The organism is Streptomyces sp. CBMA152, assembly GCF_014596475.1.
GTDB lineage: Bacteria > Actinomycetota > Actinomycetes > Streptomycetales > Streptomycetaceae > Streptomyces.
The window spans coordinates 59,211-74,890 of the sequence record NZ_MECJ01000017.1 but is presented as its reverse complement, the minus strand read 5'-3'; the positions used below and the strand labels follow the sequence as shown (position 1 = coordinate 74,890).

Below are 15,680 nucleotides of genomic sequence, written 5' to 3'. Positions count from 1 at the left end.
CGAATCCTGTCACGGGGAGATTCCGTGAGGACACCGCACTCCCGCCCCGGATCCGAGATCCTGAAGCCCGCACGACCGCACGACCCGCATGATCCGTGATCCGCGCACCGCCGACGCCGTGTCCCGCCGCCGATCCTCCCATCATGAGAGCGAGTCACAGAAGTGTCCCGTGCCACACCGGCCGCCGGCGACGGCGGGCCCGCGCTCGAACTGCTGGTGCACGGCGTCGGCGGCGCCACCCCGCAGTCCATGCTCGGCGACCCGCGTACGGTCCGGGTCACCGGTGACGACACCGCCGCCATATACCGGCGCGCCGAGGACGCCGACGCCGACGAGCACCCCGTCGGCCGTCCCGTCCGCGAGGCGTACTGCTGGTCCAATCTGACCTCCGGCAACGGCGCCCGCGCCCTGTGGCTGCTGCTCCTGCCGTTCATGGTGGTCAACCTCGCGCACTGGATGCGCCCACCGGCCCGGGGCGACGAGCGCACGGTCCGGCTGTACGGGGTGCTCGTGCGGCTCGTCGCGCTCAGCCTCACCGTGCTGCTCACCGCCGCCGCCTGCGAGGTCGCGCTGGATCTGGCCGCGTGGCAGTGCGCGGGTGTGGCGCGCTGCGCCGACGGGAAGTCCTGGCTCGGTTTTCTCTCCGCCGCGCGGCACGGATGGTGGAGCCAGCCCGGCCGCCGCCTGGCGCTCGCCGCGCTGGTGCCCGCCGCCCTCACCTGGCTGCTCTGGTATCTGTCCAACCGCACCTGGAGCGCGTACGAGTCACAGCAGCCGCTCACGGCCGCCGGGGTAACTCTGGGCGAGCCCTCGCAACGGCCCGCCCTGAGTCGCCCCGGTTTCTGGTATGGGCGACGGCTGGTCGCCCGCCTGCGCGCCGCGCACACCGCCGCCGGGTTCCTCACGGTCGCCGCGGCTGTCACCGGCGCCGCAGCCCGCCACGACCGCGCGGGCGGCAGCGCCCCGCTGGCGGTCATCGGCTGGTTCCTGGCCTCAACTGTCCTTGGCGCAGGGGTAGTTGTGCTCTGGGTCGTGTGCGGCCGGGGCCGCAGCGAGTCCGTGCTCGACGAGAAACTGGACCGCGCCGTCATCACCGGCCTGCCCGCCGCCGCTCTCGCGCTGCTCGCCTTGTCGCTGGGGTACGCGTCCTGGAACCGGCCCGGCTGGGTCTCGCACTCCACCCTGCCCGGCGACCGCGTCTTCGGCATCATCGCCCTCGCCCAGGGCGCACTGGTCCTCGCCCTGGTGGTGGCCGCGCTCGTCCTGCGGCGCCGCCCGTACGACGCCCGTACCGCGCTCCTAGGCCTCGGCGGGCCCGCCGTCGCCCTCCTCGCGTGCGCGCTCGGCGGGGTGATGACCGGCGGCGTCGCCCAACGCGTCGCCGACTGGCTGGACCGCTCCGGCACCCCCGGCGCCGCCGGTGACGTCTTCACGGGCCCGCCGCCGCTGCTCACCTGGCAGGCCTCCGCGATCCCCGCCCTGCTCGCCCTTCTGCTCCCGGCCGTGGCGTACTTCGCCGTCCGTACGTGGTGCACCGCGCGCGCCGAGGAGCGCGCCCTGCCCGCCGACTACCCGGGCGAGCCTCCCGACACGGCCCGCTCCCGGCAGATCGCCACCGCTCGCGCGATGGCCCGCCTCACCGACCGCGCGCCCGCGTTCCTCGGCATCGTGGCCACCGCCACCCTGTTGCTCGGCGCGGGCGCGCTGACCGGCTCCTGGACCACCGGCGAGGTCCCCGGACGGGCCGCGTCCGGCGCGCCCGCGGTGATCGCCTCGGCCGCCGACACGGTGCAGGCGCTGGGCTCCTGGTTCACCGGCCTCGGCTTCCTGCTCTTCGTCACCTGGGGGCGCCGCGCCTACAAGGACGCCTCGGCCCGGCGCACCATCGGCATCCTCTGGGACGTCGGCACGTTCTGGCCGCGCGCGGCCCACCCGTTCGCGCCGCCCTGCTACGCCGAGCGGGCCGTGCCGGACCTCGCCTGGCGGATGAACACCTGGACCGAGCGGACCGGCGGGCGCCTGGTCATCTCCGGGCACTCCCAGGGCAGCGTCCTGTCGGCGGCCGCCGTGTGGCAGTTGCCCGCCCACACCCGGCAGCGGGTCGCACTGCTCACCTACGGTTCACCTCTTGAGAGGCTGTACGGGCGCTGGTTCCCCGCGTACTTCGGGTGCTCGGAGCTGACCGCCCTCCACCGTGAACTGCACTGCTGGCGCAATCTGTGGCGGGCCACCGACCCGATCGGCGGCCCGGTACTGCCCGGCACGGACGTGGACCGGGGCCCGCTGCTCGACCCGATCGCCTTCGGCCGGACACCGGGCCAGCCACTGCCCGCGCCGATCCTCGCGCACTCCGACTACCAGGCCGACCCGGCCTTCGCCGAGGAGCGCACAGCACTGCTGGACGAACTGGCCCCGGCATTGCCCCAGCCACGCTGACGGATCGTCAACATCCGTACAGTTCAGGGAAGTTCGGGCAGATCGTCCGGGTAGAGCAGAGTGAGGTCGTCGGTGTTCGCCTCGGCGAGCTGGGCGACCCGTCCCGCGTGCCGCTCCACCATCGACTCGAAGGTCTGGCGTGCGGTGCGACCGTTGCCGAACGCCGGACCCTTGGGCAACGCCGTGAAGTACTTCAACAGGGCCTCCGAAGACCCTTCTCCCAGGCGGTACTCGTGCTCCTCGGCCTGCTGCTCGACGATCCGCAGCAGCTCCTCGGGAACGTAATCGCTGAAGGTGATGGTTCGTGAGAAACGGGACGCCACACCGGGGTTGACCCGCAGGAACCGCTCCATCTCCGCCGTGTACCCGGCGACGATCACCACCACTGCCTCGCGGTGGTCCTCCATCAGCTTCACCAGGGTGTCGATCGCCTCCCGCCCGAAGTCCCGCCCCGAGTCCTCGGGGGACAGGGCGTACGCCTCGTCGATGAAGAGCACCCCGCCGCGCGCCCGGTCGAACGCCTCCTGGGTACGGATCGCCGTCGACCCGATGTGCTCGCCGACGAGGTCGACCCGGGACACCTCGACCAGATGCCCGCGCTCCAGCACCCCGAGCGAGGCCAGGATCTCGCCGTAGAGCCGGGCCACCGTGGTCTTGCCGGTGCCGGGGGAGCCGGTGAAGACCAGATGGCGGCGGACCGAGGCCGCCTTGAGCCCCGCCTGCTGCCGCTTGCGGCCCACCTCGATCATGTCGGTGAGCGCCCGCACCTCGCGCTTGACGCTCTCCAGGCCCACCAGCGCGTCCAGTTCGCCGAGTACGGCCTGCGAGGTGCGGGTGGGGTCGGTGGCGCTCACCTCGACGGTCGCGGTCGCGGTCGGGTGCGGGCCGGGGACGGTGGAGAGGAGCCCCATCGTCTGGGTGGCGGTCTGCGGGGCGGACGGCTCGTGCGCGGCCGAGCGCACGCCGCTCTCGTCGCTGGTGCAGTCCTCGACGACCGGCCCGTCCTCGCCGAACTCGTAACCACCGCGCGCGCAGCGCTCCGTACGGCAGCGCGTCAGCGTCGTACGGCAGCCGTCGACGACATGGAAGCCGTAGCCGCCGCTGCCGGTCACCCGGCAGCCGTGGAAGGTGCCCCGGCCCTCGGCGGAGACATAGAAACCGGCCTCGGCGGGGGTGGTGACCGTGCAGCGCTCGATCCTCGGGTCGGCGCCCTTGGTGACGATCACGCCGGTCTGCGCCGCGTCGATGGTGCAGTTGGCGAGGGTGCCGCCGCTGCCGTGGTCGCGGAACCAGGCGCCGGTGGAGGCCTCGCGGATACGGCAGTCGTCGAGCTGGGCGGTCGCGCCGTCGCTCACCGACACCGCCGTGTTGCGCACCTGGGAGATGTCGCTGTCGACGACATCGGCCCGCGAGCCCCGGTCCAGGACGAACAGCGCGTCCGGCACGTCGTGCACCCGGCACGCCTCCAGGACCACGGTCGCGCCGTCGCTCACCCACACCGCCGGGTAGTCGCCCGTACTGTCGTGGATCTCGCACTGGTTGGCGTCCACCCGGGTCCCCGGGTCCCACACCGACAGACCGTTGCGGCCGAAGTTGCGCACCGCCGAACGCGTCAGCGTCAGCACCGAACGGGACCGCAGATCCACCCCGTTCTCCGGGATGTCGTGGATGGCGCAGTCGGCCAGGGTCAGCACCGCGTCGGTGTCCAGCGTGACGCCGTCCGCCGAAGTGCGGTGGACCGTGCAGTCGGTGAGGTGGGCGGTGGCGCGCGCGGCGATCTGCACCCCGGCGCCCTTGATCTCGTACACCTCGCAGCCCAGTGCCTCCAGACCGCTGCCCTCGCCGGTCACCGACAGTCCCGCGCCGCTGGCGTGGTGGATCCGGCAGCGCTCCAGGCGCGGGTGGGCCCCGGCGCGCACCGAGACGCCCGACTGGCCGGCCGAGACCACCTCGCACTCCTCGAACAGCCCGCCGGCGCCGTCCAGTACGCCGATGCCGACGCCGCCCGGGTTGTCCACGACGCACCGGCGCACCGTGGGGCGGGCCGCGCCGCGCACCTCGATGCCGACCGCCGAGCGCGTGACCACCCGAAGGTCGCACAGCTCGGGCGCGCCGTCCTCGATCAACAGCGCGGGCGCCGCCGCGTCCTGGCCCTCCAGTTGCAGGTCGTGCACGGTGGCGGAGGCGCGCACGGTGAGCGGCACGCCGTCGACGGGGGCGATCCGGACCGACCCGGCGGACCCCTCGGGGCCGCGCAGCGTTATGGCCCGTCGCAGCACCAGGTTCTCCCGGTACGTGCCGGGCGCGACCGTGAGGACGTCGCCGTCCGCGGCGGCCTCCAGGGCAGCGGCGAGCGAGGCGTACTCGCCGGTGCGGCGCCGCCACCTCGACGTGCCGGTGTGGGTTACCTGGACCGTGCCCTGAGCCATGGCGTTGCTGTGCCCCCACCTCGTGCGTGCCAACGCTGTACGTGCGACTGATGGTCCACCGTAGCGCGCGCGAGGCCGGTGAGTTGACCGGTCAGCTGCCTGCTCCCGTACGGCCCCAGTCCGGACCGCATCGGGCCCAGGCGCGGTCGAGACGGGCGTACCGCCGGCGCACCAGACGCCATACGACCAGCCGTCGTATGCCCTCGACGAGCCCGGCCGCGGCCAGGGCCGCGCCCAGCCCGGCGAAGACCGCGTGCGCGTGCGCCGTGGCGGAGTCCAACGGGCGGCTGGCGCGCATGCCCTTGTCGTCGGTCCATATACGGAAGGTGGTGCCCGGCGGCACCGAGCGCCGGGGCGCCGAGACCGTGCCGCTGTGCGCACTTCCGTCGTACGCCGTCCAGTTGGCCACCACCCGCACCCGGCCCTCGCGGCCGCCGCCCAGGCCGTCGAAGTCGGATGCCGCCCTGTGGTCGTGCGTCTCGCGGACCACCACGGCCGTCGTCGCGTGCCGCGTGCGCTGCTCCCTGATGACCGTGCGGTGCAGCGCACGGTCCGTCATCACCCCGCACACACTCCCAAGCACCGGCATGGCCAGCACCGTCAACACCAGGGCGGTCAGCGCCACCCACGCCTCCACGAGATCCGTACGTCGGCGTAAGGGGTTCTTCCGCCAACGCCACACCCCCACTGCGGATCGCACCGAATCACACCCCCTTCCGCTTCCGTCCTGGCCCGGAACGGCACATCCCACGCACGGGCGGGACCAAGAGAGAGCAACGTCACCCGCGCCCCCTCCCACACAACGCGTCCACTGCCCCCACGAGTTCCCGCAGCCGCGCCCGCTATGCGAGAACGCGTACGGGATCACCGGTGCGAATGACGCCGGGGCGCTCGGGGACGACGTTCTGCCCGAAAACCAGCTTGGTGCCGAAGCGGCGGTGGCGGCCGAGCGTGCGCAGCGGCTCGCGGCCGCGCTCGGCGGACGACTGGTTCGTCGTGGTGATGACGCAGCGGCCGCAGGGCTTGGCGACCCGGAAGGTGAGCTCGCCGATCGCGATCCGCGACCAGTCGTCCTCGGCCCAGGCCTCGGTGCCATCCACGACGACATTGGGGCGGAACCGGTTCATCGGGAGTGGGCCCTCGTGCGGCCGGTCGCCCTGTGCGATCAGCGAGTTGAGCGCGTCCAGCGAGGCGCGCGTCGTCACCAGCAGCGGAAAGCCGTCGGCAAAGCTCACCGTCTCGCCCGGGAGCGCGAAGTCCGGGTCGATCGGCCGCCGGGTCGCGGGATCGTCGAGGTGGACCAGGCGCACCTCCACCCCGAGGTAGTCGCTGAACCACTCGTGTGCGGCGTCGGCCGCCGGTATCGCCTTGACCTTCTTGCCGAAGAGGCTGACCCCGCTCGCGCCGATCGGCTCGGGCACGGAGACCGTCAGGTCCTCCTGGCCGGGCGCGGACAGCCGGACACCGCCGCCCGGCAGTGTGCCGGCGGCGGTCAACGCGAGCCGCGCCTGCTCGCGTTGGGTCACGGCCTTCCCGTCCGCGTCGACGACCATCCAGCGACGGTCACCGGCCGGACCCCACGGTTCGACCTCCACCTCGTCCAGTCGGATCCCCCTGACCGACTTGACTGGGTAGATGTGGATATCGCGGACGACTGGCTGAACTCGGCTCTCCATGAACCAATCTTGCCAGCCGCCTCGGACATCCGGTCGAACGGCGGAAAGGGCGGCTCAGTACCCCGTGTTCTGGTACGGCTGGTTGTAGCCGTCGTACGGCGCGGGGGCGGGCGCCGGGCGCGGAGCCGCCGGACGCATCGCCTCGTAGCCGGTGGGGGCCATCGGGCGCTGCTGCTGGGCCTGCGGAGCCGGGTAGCCGCGCGGGACGCCGGCCTGCTGCGGGATGTACGGCGCGGGCGCCTGCTGCAGCGGCATCGACTGCGGCGCCTGCTGGTAGCCGTAAGAGGAGGCGTACGCGGGCTGCTGCGAGGGACCGGCGGGCAGGGCGGGAAGCGCGGCCGGAAGGGCCGGCAGATAGCTGCTGCCGGTGTCGTACAGAGAAGGCACTCGGATCGGGGCGATCTGAGGCGTACCCCGTTCTGCGACGAGGGAGTCGTAGATGGGGGTGTCCGGGAAGGACGGCGCGGAGTAGTAACCGCCGCCATAGGTGGAGCGGGGGGAGGTCATGGCACATAAGTTAAGCCCACGATGTGGTCGTTGGGGAGCCCGATAAGAGGGTTGTTTCACGGGTTCGGAGTGACCGCCCGTCCCCAATGCGAGCGAATCTGGGAAAATCGGTCGCCCAGGAGCGTACGAATCGTGTAAAGGCCGAGCTCGGGAGGGGTTACCGCCGGGTGCCGGAACGTCCGCCGGGGGTTAGGTTGACGGTGCGGAAAGTCCTTTTCGGCACCCGGAGTCGCGATGGGGGCGAGCATGTCCATGCTTAAGGGGTCCAATGTTCCTGTGTCGGCGCGGAGCGTACGCGTCGAATTGGCCTGGCGTTCGGGTCCCGGGGTGCCGGACGCGGACGCCTCGGCGCTGCTGATCGCGTCGGCCACCGGAAAGGTCCGCTCGGACGCGGACTTCGTCTTCTACAACCAGCCCGCGCACGCCTCCGGCGCCGTGCGCCACGAGGGCAAGCGGACCTCTCCCGACGGTGTGACGGACACGCTGTACGTCGACCTCGCGCGCGTGGAGCCCGACGTGGAGCGGGTGGTGCTCGCGGCCTCCGCCGACGGAGGAACGTTTGGCCGCGTCCCGGGGCTGTGCGTCCGCGTGCTCGACGCGGAGAGCGGCGCGGAACTGGCCCGCTTCGACAGCACGGACGCGACCGTCGAGACGGCGTTCATCCTGGGTGAGCTCTACCGGCGCCAGGGCGCCTGGAAGTTCCGGGCGGTCGGGCAGGGATACGGCTCCGGACTCGAAGGGCTGGCAACGGACTTCGGGATCACGGTGGACAAACCGGTTGCGGCGCCTTTCCCGTCGTCTCCGCCCGTCCCGGCCGTGGCGCCGGTGGTGGCCGCGCCGCCTTCGCCGCCCGTACAGCCCGCGCCGACGCGACCCGCGCCGACCGTCCCCGCCTTCCCGGCGGCCGCCCCGCCGCCCCCGGCCGCGCCGCCCGCCCCCGTACGCCTGAGCAAGGTGACGCTGACCAAGGCGGCGCCCACGGTCTCGCTCGCCAAGCAGGGCGGCGGCTCCGGGGCCCTGCGGGTCAACCTCAACTGGCAGGTGCGCAAGCAGTTCAGCGGCTGGGGCGCCAAGCTGGGCCGGGCCGTCGCCAACCACACCGACCTCGATCTCGACCTGTGCGCCCTCTATGAGCTCGCCGACGGCCGCAAGGGAGTCGTGCAGGCGCTGGGCAACGCCTTCGGCTCGCTCAACCGGCCCCCGTACATCCACCTCGACGGTGACGACCGCACGGGAGCCGTTTCATCCGGTGAGAACCTCACGGTCAACCTCGACCACAAGGACCAGTTCCGTCGCCTGCTGATCTTCGTCACCATCTACGAAGGCGCGCGCAGCTTCGCCGATCTGCACGCCACGGTCACGCTCCAGCCGCAGCACGGCGCGGCGATCGACTTCTCCCTGGACGAGTGCACCGTGCCCTCCACGGTCTGCGCCCTCGCGCTGATCACCAACACCGGGGGAGACCTCGTCGTCCAGCGCGAGGCCCGCTATCTGGTGCCCGAGCGCGGGGTCAGCCCGCAGCGCACCATAGACCAGGCGTACGGCTGGGGCATGAACTGGACACCGGGTCGCAAATGACGCGCGCGTGGGCGCGGTTCGGGCGACCCAGGTCGGTTGCCCGGCTCACCGGTCCGGCTCACCGGTCCGGCGACGCCTCCGGCCGCGCATAAGTGCGCCCCTTCCATGCCGCCCCGCGCCCCCGGTAGTGCTGCACCGCCGAGTCCACCGTCATCAGCAGATACAGCAGTGCGGTGAACGGGAGCAGCGGGGCGAGCAGCAGCGGCTGGCGGTAGTAGCGCAGCATCGGTACGTACGTCCCGGCCATCACCAGCCACGCGAGCGCGCCCGCCCAGCCCGCCACCGGGTCGTCCCGCAGCAGCCCGGCGAAGAGCGTGACCGGGGGTGCGAGATAGACGAGCGCGAGCCCCACGACCGTACCGAGCAGCAGCAAGGGGTTGTGCCGCAGCTGGGCGTACGCGCTGCGCGAGACCATCCGCCACAGGTCCACGAGGCGTGGATACGGGCGCACACTGTCGACGCGCTCGGCGAGCCCCAGCCAGATCCGTCCGCCCGAGCGCCGCACCGCGCGCGCGACCGACACATCGTCGATCACCGCTTGGCGCACCGACTCCGGGATGCGCGCCCGCTCGGCCGCCTCGGTGCGGAGCAGGACGCAGCCGCCCGCCGCGGCCGCCGTGCGCGCCCCCGGGGTGTTGATCCAGCGGAACGGATACAGCTGCGCGAAGAAGTACACGAAGGCGGGCACCACCAGCCGCTCCCAGCCGCTCGCGACCCGCAGCCGCGCCATCTGCGACACCAGATCGAGCCGCTGGGAGCGAGCCGCGGCCACCAACTCCCGCAGACTGTCCGGCTCATGGGCGATGTCGGCGTCCGTGAGCAGCAGATACTCCGGATCCCGGGTGCGAGCCAGCGCGATCCCCTCGCGCAGCGCCCACAGCTTCCCGGTCCAGCCGGGCCCCGGCTCACCGGGGGAGATCACCGTCAGCGGCAGTGCGCAGTCCTCCCGCGCGGCCAGCGCCCGGGCCAGTTCGCCGGTGCCGTCCGAACTGCCGTCGTCCACCAGGAAGATCTCGGCCTCGCCCGGATAGTCCTGGGCGAGCAGCGTGGGCAGGCTGCGCGGCAGCACCTCGGCCTCGTCCCTGGCCGGGACGACGATGGCGACATCCGGCCAGTCGGGCGGGGCGGAACGGGCGGGCAGACGCTGGTCGGTGCGCCAGAAGAACCCCTGCCCGAGCAGCAGCCAGAGCCAGCAGAGCAGTGACACCACGGCGATCCATGCGAGGGCGCTCATCCGCCGCAGTCTGCACCACCTGAGCCGGTGCGCAAGGGCGGTCGACTATGGTGACCGGGTGAAGATCGCGCTCATGGACTCGGGAATCGGCCTGCTGGCGGCGGCCGCCGCGGTACGCCGGATGCGGCCCGACGCCGACCTGGTTCTCTCCTCGGCCCCGGACACCATGCCGTGGGGCCCGCACACCCCCGAGGAGATCACCGAGCGCGCTCTCGCCGTGGCGCGCGCCGCCGCCGAGCACCGGCCGGACGCGCTGATCGTCGCCTGCAACACGGCCTCCGTGCACGCCCTGGTGGCCCTGCGCGCCGAACTGGAGCCCGCGATCCCGGTGATCGGGACCGTACCGGCGATCAAGCCGGCCGCTTCGGGCGGCGGGCCCGTCGCCATCTGGGCGACGCCCGCCACCACCGGCAGCCCCTACCAGCGTGGGCTGATCGGTGACTTCGCCGACGGCGTCGAGGTGACCGAGGTCCCCTGCCCCGGACTCGCCGACGCCCTGGAGCACGGCGACGAGGCCGCGATCGAGTCGGCCATCGAGGCCGCAGCCGCGCGCACCCCCTTCGATGTAAGGGCCGTCGTCCTGGGCTGCACCCATTACGAACTGGTCGCCGAACGCATCCGTACGGCGGTCTCCCGGCCCGGCTCGCCCGCACCCGAGCTGTACGGCAGCGCGTCCGCCGTCGCCGCGCAGGCGCTGCGCCGCGCGGGTATCGAGCCGGCCCCCGACGCCGCGCCCACGGGCGGCGTGACCGTGCTGCTCAGCGGCCGCGTCGCCGCGCTGCCCGAGGCCGCGCTCGGCTACCCGGAAGGCCTTCTGCTACAGGCGGTCAGCCCCGCTCACTGAGCGTGGAGTGGCTGCCGGTCGAGTGGATTCTGAGTAGTCTGCTAGGCATGAGGGATCAGCCCCCCGAGCTCCCGGCGCAGGAAGACGGCGCCGAGGCGGCCACCCCGCAGTCGGCGATCTGGACCGGTCGCGCGACCAACCGTGCCCAGTGGTTGCTCGCGGCGGGCGGTGCGGCCTGCATCGCCCTCGGTGTCGAGCTGGCGGTCGACTCCACGTGGACGTCCGGCATCGCGCCGCTGCTCATGTCGGTGATCGGCTGCGTCGCCGCCGGTCTCCTTGTGATCTACGGGACCCTCGCCTTCGTCCATGTGGCCGTCAAGGTCGACGACGACTCCCTCGAAGTGCGCTGCGGCCACATCGGCCTGCCGCGCCGCCGTATCCCGCTCGGCGACGTGGTCGGCGCGGACTTCGCGCCGCGCGTCACCCCGCGTCAGTGGGGTGGCTGGGGCTATCGCTGGCGCCCCGAGAAGGGCACCGCCGTCGTGGTGCGCCGGGGCGAGGGCGTCGTGCTGCGGCTCGGCGACGGCCGCGTCTTCACCGTCACGGTGGACGACGCCGAGGCTGCGGTCCGCGTGATCCGCGCCCGCCTGCGTCTTTTGAGCACGACCAAGGCCGCCGAGGCCTGATCGGGGTTTGGCCACCCCCCTACGCGCGCGTGGGGTGCGCTTCGGCCGCCCGTTCCGCCTCCGGCCGGCCGTCCCCGGGTGGCCGGGCGGTGGCCAGTCCGGCCAGCAGGCCCGCGCCCATGGTCACCGGGGTGAAGCTCAGCGCGTTGCCCACACAGGCGAACGCCGCCAGTGCGGTCAGCGCCGCGCCCGCCGTGAGGACCACCGTGGTGCTGCGGGGCGAGCGCCACAGCCCGTAGAGCATCCAGCCGTACGCGGCGCTCAGCAGCCCCGCGCCGACCACGCCCTGCTCCGACGCCTGCTGCAACAGTGCGGAGTGCGGCTTCCCCGCGGTCAGCGCCGATTGCTGGGCGACGGGGCTGAGGCCGCCGAACCGATCCGGCCCGGTGCCCCGCACGGGATGCTGCTCGGTGAGTTCCACCGCGTCCCGCCACAGCAGCACGCGCTCCGGCGTCAGCTGACCCTGCAAGGAGACGGTGAGCCCGCTGGGCAGCGCGTCCTCGGCGACGGCCACCGACCCCACCGCCACCAGCGCGGTGACCGCCGCGAGCCCCGCGAGACCGACCGCCCGGCGCCGCATCCGGGCCGCCGCCAGCGAGCAGAGCAGCACGCCGAGCGCCGCCGCGCAGCCCGCCACCGAGCCGAGGGCGAGGGCCACGCCCGCGCATCCGACGCCGAGCAGCCGCAGGGCGAGCCGGACCGCCGCCGTACGGGCCGCCCAGGCCGCGCAGCAGGCCCCGCCGGCGGCGAGCACAGGGAGCGCCGCCGAGACGCCTATGTGGCCCGGCAGAGGGTCGACGGTGGCGCCCGGCACCCCGTCCCGCGACGCGAGTGCCAGGACAAGACCGGCGATCGCGGCGGTGGTCGCTGCCGCGACCGGCACCAGGCTGCCGCTGATCCGGCCCAGCGCGTACCCGGCGGCGACCGCGAGCACCGCGAGCAGTACCCCCTCGGGCCTCGCCTCGCGCCCCGCCGCCGACACCAGCGACCAGCCCGCGCAGGCGCCGAGCACCAGGACGCCGACGAGATCGACCCCGCCCGCGCGTTCGGGTGCGGCGGACCGGCCTTCCCGTGCGCTCATCCCCGCCCCCCGACGCTCCAACCACTGGCGCACACCGTAACGGCGCGGAGCGTGGTGTGGGTACAGATGTGCAGAAACGTTCCAGCTCCGCCGTTTCGCCGAGTGAGCACCGGCGATCGTAGGATCCCGAACGCGGTGATCGTACGAATAAGGACGGTTACTGTACGAATCGGGCTGCCGCACCCACAGCCCGCGGCCGTAGACTCCGCCGGGTGAGCACGACCACCACCCCCACAGCCGAGCCAGAGCAGCTCGAACCGCAGCCCGCCGCCGCCTCGCGCGGCCGTCGGCTGCTGCACCGGCTCGTACGGCCCGCGACGGCCGCGCTGTCCGGTGTGCTCCTGTATCTGAGCTTCCCTCCCCGGCCCCTGTGGTGGTTGGCGGTACCCGCGTTCGCGCTGCTCGGCTGGTGCCTGCGCGGCCGGACCTGGAAGGCCGGATTCGGCCTCGGCTACCTCTTCGGCCTCGGCTTCCTGCTGCCGCTGCTGGTGTGGACGGGCGTCGAGGTCGGGCCCGGCCCCTGGCTGGCCCTCGCGGCCATCGAGGCCATCGGGGTCGCCGCCGCCGGCGCCGGGATCGCGGTGGCCTCCCGGCTGCCCGGGTGGCCGCTGTGGGGCGCGGCGATGTGGATCGCCTCCGAGGCGGCACGCGCGCGTATGCCGTTCGGCGGTTTCCCCTGGGGCAAGCTGGCCTTCGGCCAGGCGGACGGCGTGTTCCTGCCGCTGGCCGCCCTCGGCGGTACGCCGGTGCTCGGCTTCGCCGTGGTGCTCTGCGGCTTCGGGCTGTACGAGACCGTCCGCCAGGCCCTGCGCCTGCGCGCCACCGGTGTCCTGCGCAGGGGCGCCGCGGCCGGCGCGCTGCTCGCCCTGGTCGCACCTGTCGCCGCCGCCTTCGCCGCGACGCCGCTGGTCAGCGACGCGGCCGAGAACGGCACGGCCACCGTCGCGGTGATCCAGGGCAACGTGCCGCGTCTGGGCCTCGGCTTCAACGAGCAGCGCCGTGCCGTGCTCGACTACCACGTACGCGAGACCCTGCGCCTGGCCGAGAAGGTCAAGCAGGGCAAGGCCGCCAGGCCCGACTTCGTCCTGTGGCCGGAGAACTCCTCGGACGTCGACCCGTACACCGACGCACAGGCCTACAACGACATCGACCACGCCGCCAAGATGATCGGCGCGCCCATCTCGGTGGGTGCGGTCGTCCAGCGCAGCGACGGCAGCCTCTTCAACGAGCAGGTCCTGTGGGACCCGAAGACAGGGCCCGGCGCCACCTACGACAAGCGGCAGATCCAGCCCTTCGGCGAGTACATCCCGCTGCGCGGCTTCATCAAGCAGTTCAGCCCCGGCTATGTCTCCATGGTCCGCGAGGACTTCAGCAGGGGCACCCAGCCGGGCGTCTTCGACATGGCGGGCACCAAGGTGGGCATCGCCACCTGCTACGAGGCCGCGTTCGACTGGGCCGTGCGTGACACCGTCACCCACGGCGCCCAGATGATCTCGGTGCCGAGCAACAACGCGACGTTCGACCGCAGCGAGATGACCTACCAGCAGCTCGCCATGTCGCGCGTGCGGGCCGTCGAGCACAGCCGGACCGTCACGGTCCCGGTCACCAGCGGCGTCAGCGCCGTGATCATGCCCGACGGCAAGGTGGTCCAGAAGACGGCGATGTTCACGCCCGCCTCGCTCGTCGCCAAGGTGCCGCTGCGCTCCTCCGAGACCCCGGCGACCCGGCTCGGTACCGCCCCCGAGTGGGCGCTGGTGGCGCTCGCGGCGGCGGGCCTCGGCTGGGCGGTGACCCGCACGGTACGCGCGCGTCGGGAGGCGCAGGACGTCGCGACGGAGTCTCGTTAGGGTCGAGGCCATGGCGACACCTGAGTTCATCCGCGCGATCCGGGCCTCGGCCGGACACCAACTCCTGTTCCTGCCCGGCGTCAGCGCCGTCGTCTTCGACGACGAGGGCCGCGTACTGCTCGGCCGACGGGTCGACTCCGGCGAGTGGTCGATCATCGGCGGCATCCCGGAGCCCGGCGAACAGCCCGCCGAGACCGCCGTGCGCGAGGTGTACGAGGAGACCGCCGTGCGGTGCGTGGTCGAGAGAGTGATCCTGGTCGACGCGCTGAGCCCGGTCACCTATCCCAACGGCGACCACTGCCAGTTCATGGACATCTGTCTGCGCTGCCGGGCCGTCGGCGGCGAGGCGCGCGTCAACGACGACGAGTCCCTGGAGGTCGGCTGGTTCCCGGTCGACGCGCTGCCGGAGCTCCAGGAGTTCGCCCTCTTCCGCATCAAACAGGCGCTGGCCGATGGACCGACATGGTTCGCGCCTATGACCGAGCACTGAAGTGTGGGTGCGGACCACATGGGTGGTGGGCGGGCGCACTGCCTAGGGTCGAAAACATGACCACGCCCACCACACCTGGTCCCGTCCCCGCGCCCGTCGCCCTCGACCTGGGCGGCCGCACCGCGCTCGTCACCGGAGCCGCCGGCGGCATCGGCCGGGCCTGCGCCCTGCGCCTGGCCGCCGCCGGCGCCAAGGTACGGGCCGTCGACCGGGACGCCGCGGGCCTCGACGCCCTGGCCACGGCGGACACCGGCCTCGCCGGATCCATCGAGCCGCTGGTCCTGGACCTGACCGACCTGGAGGCCGCCGAACAGGCCGCCACCGGCACGGACATCCTGGTGAACAACGCCGGGCTCCAACTGGTGCGCCCCATCGAGGAGTTCCCGCCCGAGATGTTCCACACCGTGCTCACGGTGATGCTGGAGGCGCCGTTCCGCCTGATCAGAGGGGCGCTGCCGCACATGTACGGGCAGGGCTGGGGGCGCATCGTCAACATCTCCTCGGTGCACGGACTGCGGGCCTCCGCGTACAAGTCGGCCTATGTGTCGGCCAAGCACGGCCTCGAAGGGCTCTCCAAGACCGCCGCGCTGGAGGGCGCCGCGCACGGGGTGACCTCGAACTGCGTCAGCCCCGGCTATGTCCGCACCAACCTCGTCGAGCAGCAGATCGCCGACCAGGCGGCCGCCCACGGCATCCCCGAGGAACGCGTCCTCGCCGAGGTGCTGCTGAAGGACTCCGCGCTCAAACGTCTCGTGGAGCCGTCCGAGGTCGCCGAGGCGGTCGCCTATCTCTGCACCCCGCAGGCGTCGTTCATCACCGGGACCTCGCTCGCCCTCGACGGCGGCTGGACCGCCCACTGACGCACATCCGTCACTTGACTGGCCCCTGCCAACAGTTTTCCACAGGCCTGGCGCGGTGGCCCGTACGGCAGG

Annotated in this window: 13 protein-coding genes; 7 read left to right on the top strand and 6 right to left on the bottom strand. The window is 72.9% G+C overall.

Translation table 11 applies throughout. The annotated features are described in order from the left end of the window. The first annotated feature begins 162 nt into the window (after positions 1-162). On the top strand, positions 163-2,436 hold the full coding sequence (locus BG418_RS16440) for a hypothetical protein (protein WP_188274631.1): 2,274 nt from the start codon (positions 163-165) through the stop codon (positions 2,434-2,436). A 23-nt stretch (positions 2,437-2,459) separates the two neighbouring features. Here BG418_RS16440 and BG418_RS16435 read toward each other — a convergent pair whose 3' ends face one another. The 4 genes from BG418_RS16435 to BG418_RS16420 all read right to left on the bottom strand — a co-directional run bounded on the left by BG418_RS16435 (position 2,460) and on the right by BG418_RS16420 (position 7,048). Next, a complete protein-coding gene (locus tag BG418_RS16435; RefSeq protein ID WP_188274630.1) occupies positions 2,460-4,865 on the bottom strand; it encodes a right-handed parallel beta-helix repeat-containing protein in 2,406 nt (801 codons plus the stop codon). 91 nt (positions 4,866-4,956) lie between these two features. After that, a complete protein-coding gene (locus BG418_RS16430) occupies positions 4,957-5,490 on the bottom strand; it encodes a hypothetical protein (RefSeq protein ID WP_317453671.1) in 534 nt (177 codons plus the stop codon). A 217-nt stretch (positions 5,491-5,707) separates the two neighbouring features. Next, a complete protein-coding gene (locus BG418_RS16425) occupies positions 5,708-6,541 on the bottom strand; it encodes an MOSC domain-containing protein (RefSeq protein ID WP_188274628.1) in 834 nt (277 codons plus the stop codon). Positions 6,542-6,595: 54 nt separating this feature from the next. Further along, complete coding sequence (locus tag BG418_RS16420; RefSeq protein ID WP_188274627.1) at positions 6,596-7,048, bottom strand: DUF6643 family protein; 453 nt, start codon at positions 7,046-7,048, stop codon at positions 6,596-6,598. 234 nt (positions 7,049-7,282) lie between these two features. On the opposite strand from BG418_RS16420, the gene BG418_RS16415 reads away from it, so the two are divergent. Continuing rightward, positions 7,283-8,626: a TerD family protein gene (locus BG418_RS16415; protein ID WP_188274626.1), complete on the top strand. Its 1,344-nt coding sequence runs from the start codon at positions 7,283-7,285 to the stop codon at positions 8,624-8,626. A 58-nt stretch (positions 8,627-8,684) separates the two neighbouring features. Here the strand turns inward: BG418_RS16415 and BG418_RS16410 are convergent, their stop codons facing one another. Further along, positions 8,685-9,860, bottom strand: coding sequence for a glycosyltransferase (locus BG418_RS16410; protein WP_188274625.1), 1,176 nt, complete (start codon positions 9,858-9,860; stop codon positions 8,685-8,687). Between the two features lie 58 nt (positions 9,861-9,918). Here BG418_RS16410 and BG418_RS16405 point away from each other — a divergent pair, with 58 nt between their 5' ends. Together BG418_RS16405 and BG418_RS16400 are read left to right on the top strand one after the other, a co-directional pair. Further along, positions 9,919-10,704 (top strand): aspartate/glutamate racemase family protein, encoded by a 786-nt coding sequence (locus BG418_RS16405; protein ID WP_317453670.1) that lies wholly within the window; start codon positions 9,919-9,921, stop codon positions 10,702-10,704. Positions 10,705-10,751: 47 nt separating this feature from the next. After that, positions 10,752-11,330: a hypothetical protein gene (locus BG418_RS16400; RefSeq protein ID WP_188274624.1), complete on the top strand. Its 579-nt coding sequence runs from the start codon at positions 10,752-10,754 to the stop codon at positions 11,328-11,330. Between the two features lie 19 nt (positions 11,331-11,349). Here BG418_RS16400 and BG418_RS16395 read toward each other — a convergent pair whose 3' ends face one another. Continuing rightward, positions 11,350-12,411, bottom strand: coding sequence for an O-antigen ligase (locus BG418_RS16395; RefSeq protein ID WP_188274623.1), 1,062 nt, complete (start codon positions 12,409-12,411; stop codon positions 11,350-11,352). Between the two features lie 212 nt (positions 12,412-12,623). Between BG418_RS16395 and lnt the strand changes: the two genes are divergently transcribed. From lnt to BG418_RS16380, 3 genes are read left to right on the top strand one after another with little or no spacing between them, the layout of a single operon-like run. After that, positions 12,624-14,258 (top strand): apolipoprotein N-acyltransferase, encoded by a 1,635-nt coding sequence (gene lnt, locus BG418_RS16390; protein ID WP_188274622.1) that lies wholly within the window; start codon positions 12,624-12,626, stop codon positions 14,256-14,258. Between the two features lie 10 nt (positions 14,259-14,268). Further along, complete coding sequence (locus BG418_RS16385) at positions 14,269-14,748, top strand: NUDIX domain-containing protein (protein ID WP_188274621.1); 480 nt, start codon at positions 14,269-14,271, stop codon at positions 14,746-14,748. 56 nt (positions 14,749-14,804) lie between these two features. Beyond that, on the top strand, positions 14,805-15,608 hold the full coding sequence (locus BG418_RS16380; protein ID WP_188274620.1) for a 3-hydroxybutyrate dehydrogenase: 804 nt from the start codon (positions 14,805-14,807) through the stop codon (positions 15,606-15,608). The last annotated feature ends 72 nt before the right edge of the window (positions 15,609-15,680 follow it).

What these genes read in the sequence shown, in the direction of transcription:
- BG418_RS16435 (WP_188274630.1), bottom strand. Translation starts at nt 4,865, where the DNA reads ATGGCTCAGGGCACGGTCCAGGTAACCCACACCGGCACGTCGAGGTGG.
- BG418_RS16400 (WP_188274624.1), top strand. Translation starts at nt 10,752, where the DNA reads ATGAGGGATCAGCCCCCCGAGCTCCCGGCGCAGGAAGACGGCGCCGAG.
- BG418_RS16385 (WP_188274621.1), top strand. Translation starts at nt 14,269, where the DNA reads ATGGCGACACCTGAGTTCATCCGCGCGATCCGGGCCTCGGCCGGACAC.
- BG418_RS16415 (WP_188274626.1), top strand. Translation starts at nt 7,283, where the DNA reads ATGGGGGCGAGCATGTCCATGCTTAAGGGGTCCAATGTTCCTGTGTCG.
- BG418_RS16410 (WP_188274625.1), bottom strand. Translation starts at nt 9,860, where the DNA reads ATGAGCGCCCTCGCATGGATCGCCGTGGTGTCACTGCTCTGCTGGCTC.
- BG418_RS16425 (WP_188274628.1), bottom strand. Translation starts at nt 6,541, where the DNA reads ATGGAGAGCCGAGTTCAGCCAGTCGTCCGCGATATCCACATCTACCCA.
- BG418_RS16420 (WP_188274627.1), bottom strand. Translation starts at nt 7,048, where the DNA reads ATGACCTCCCCCCGCTCCACCTATGGCGGCGGTTACTACTCCGCGCCG.
- BG418_RS16380 (WP_188274620.1), top strand. Translation starts at nt 14,805, where the DNA reads ATGACCACGCCCACCACACCTGGTCCCGTCCCCGCGCCCGTCGCCCTC.
- BG418_RS16395 (WP_188274623.1), bottom strand. Translation starts at nt 12,411, where the DNA reads ATGAGCGCACGGGAAGGCCGGTCCGCCGCACCCGAACGCGCGGGCGGG.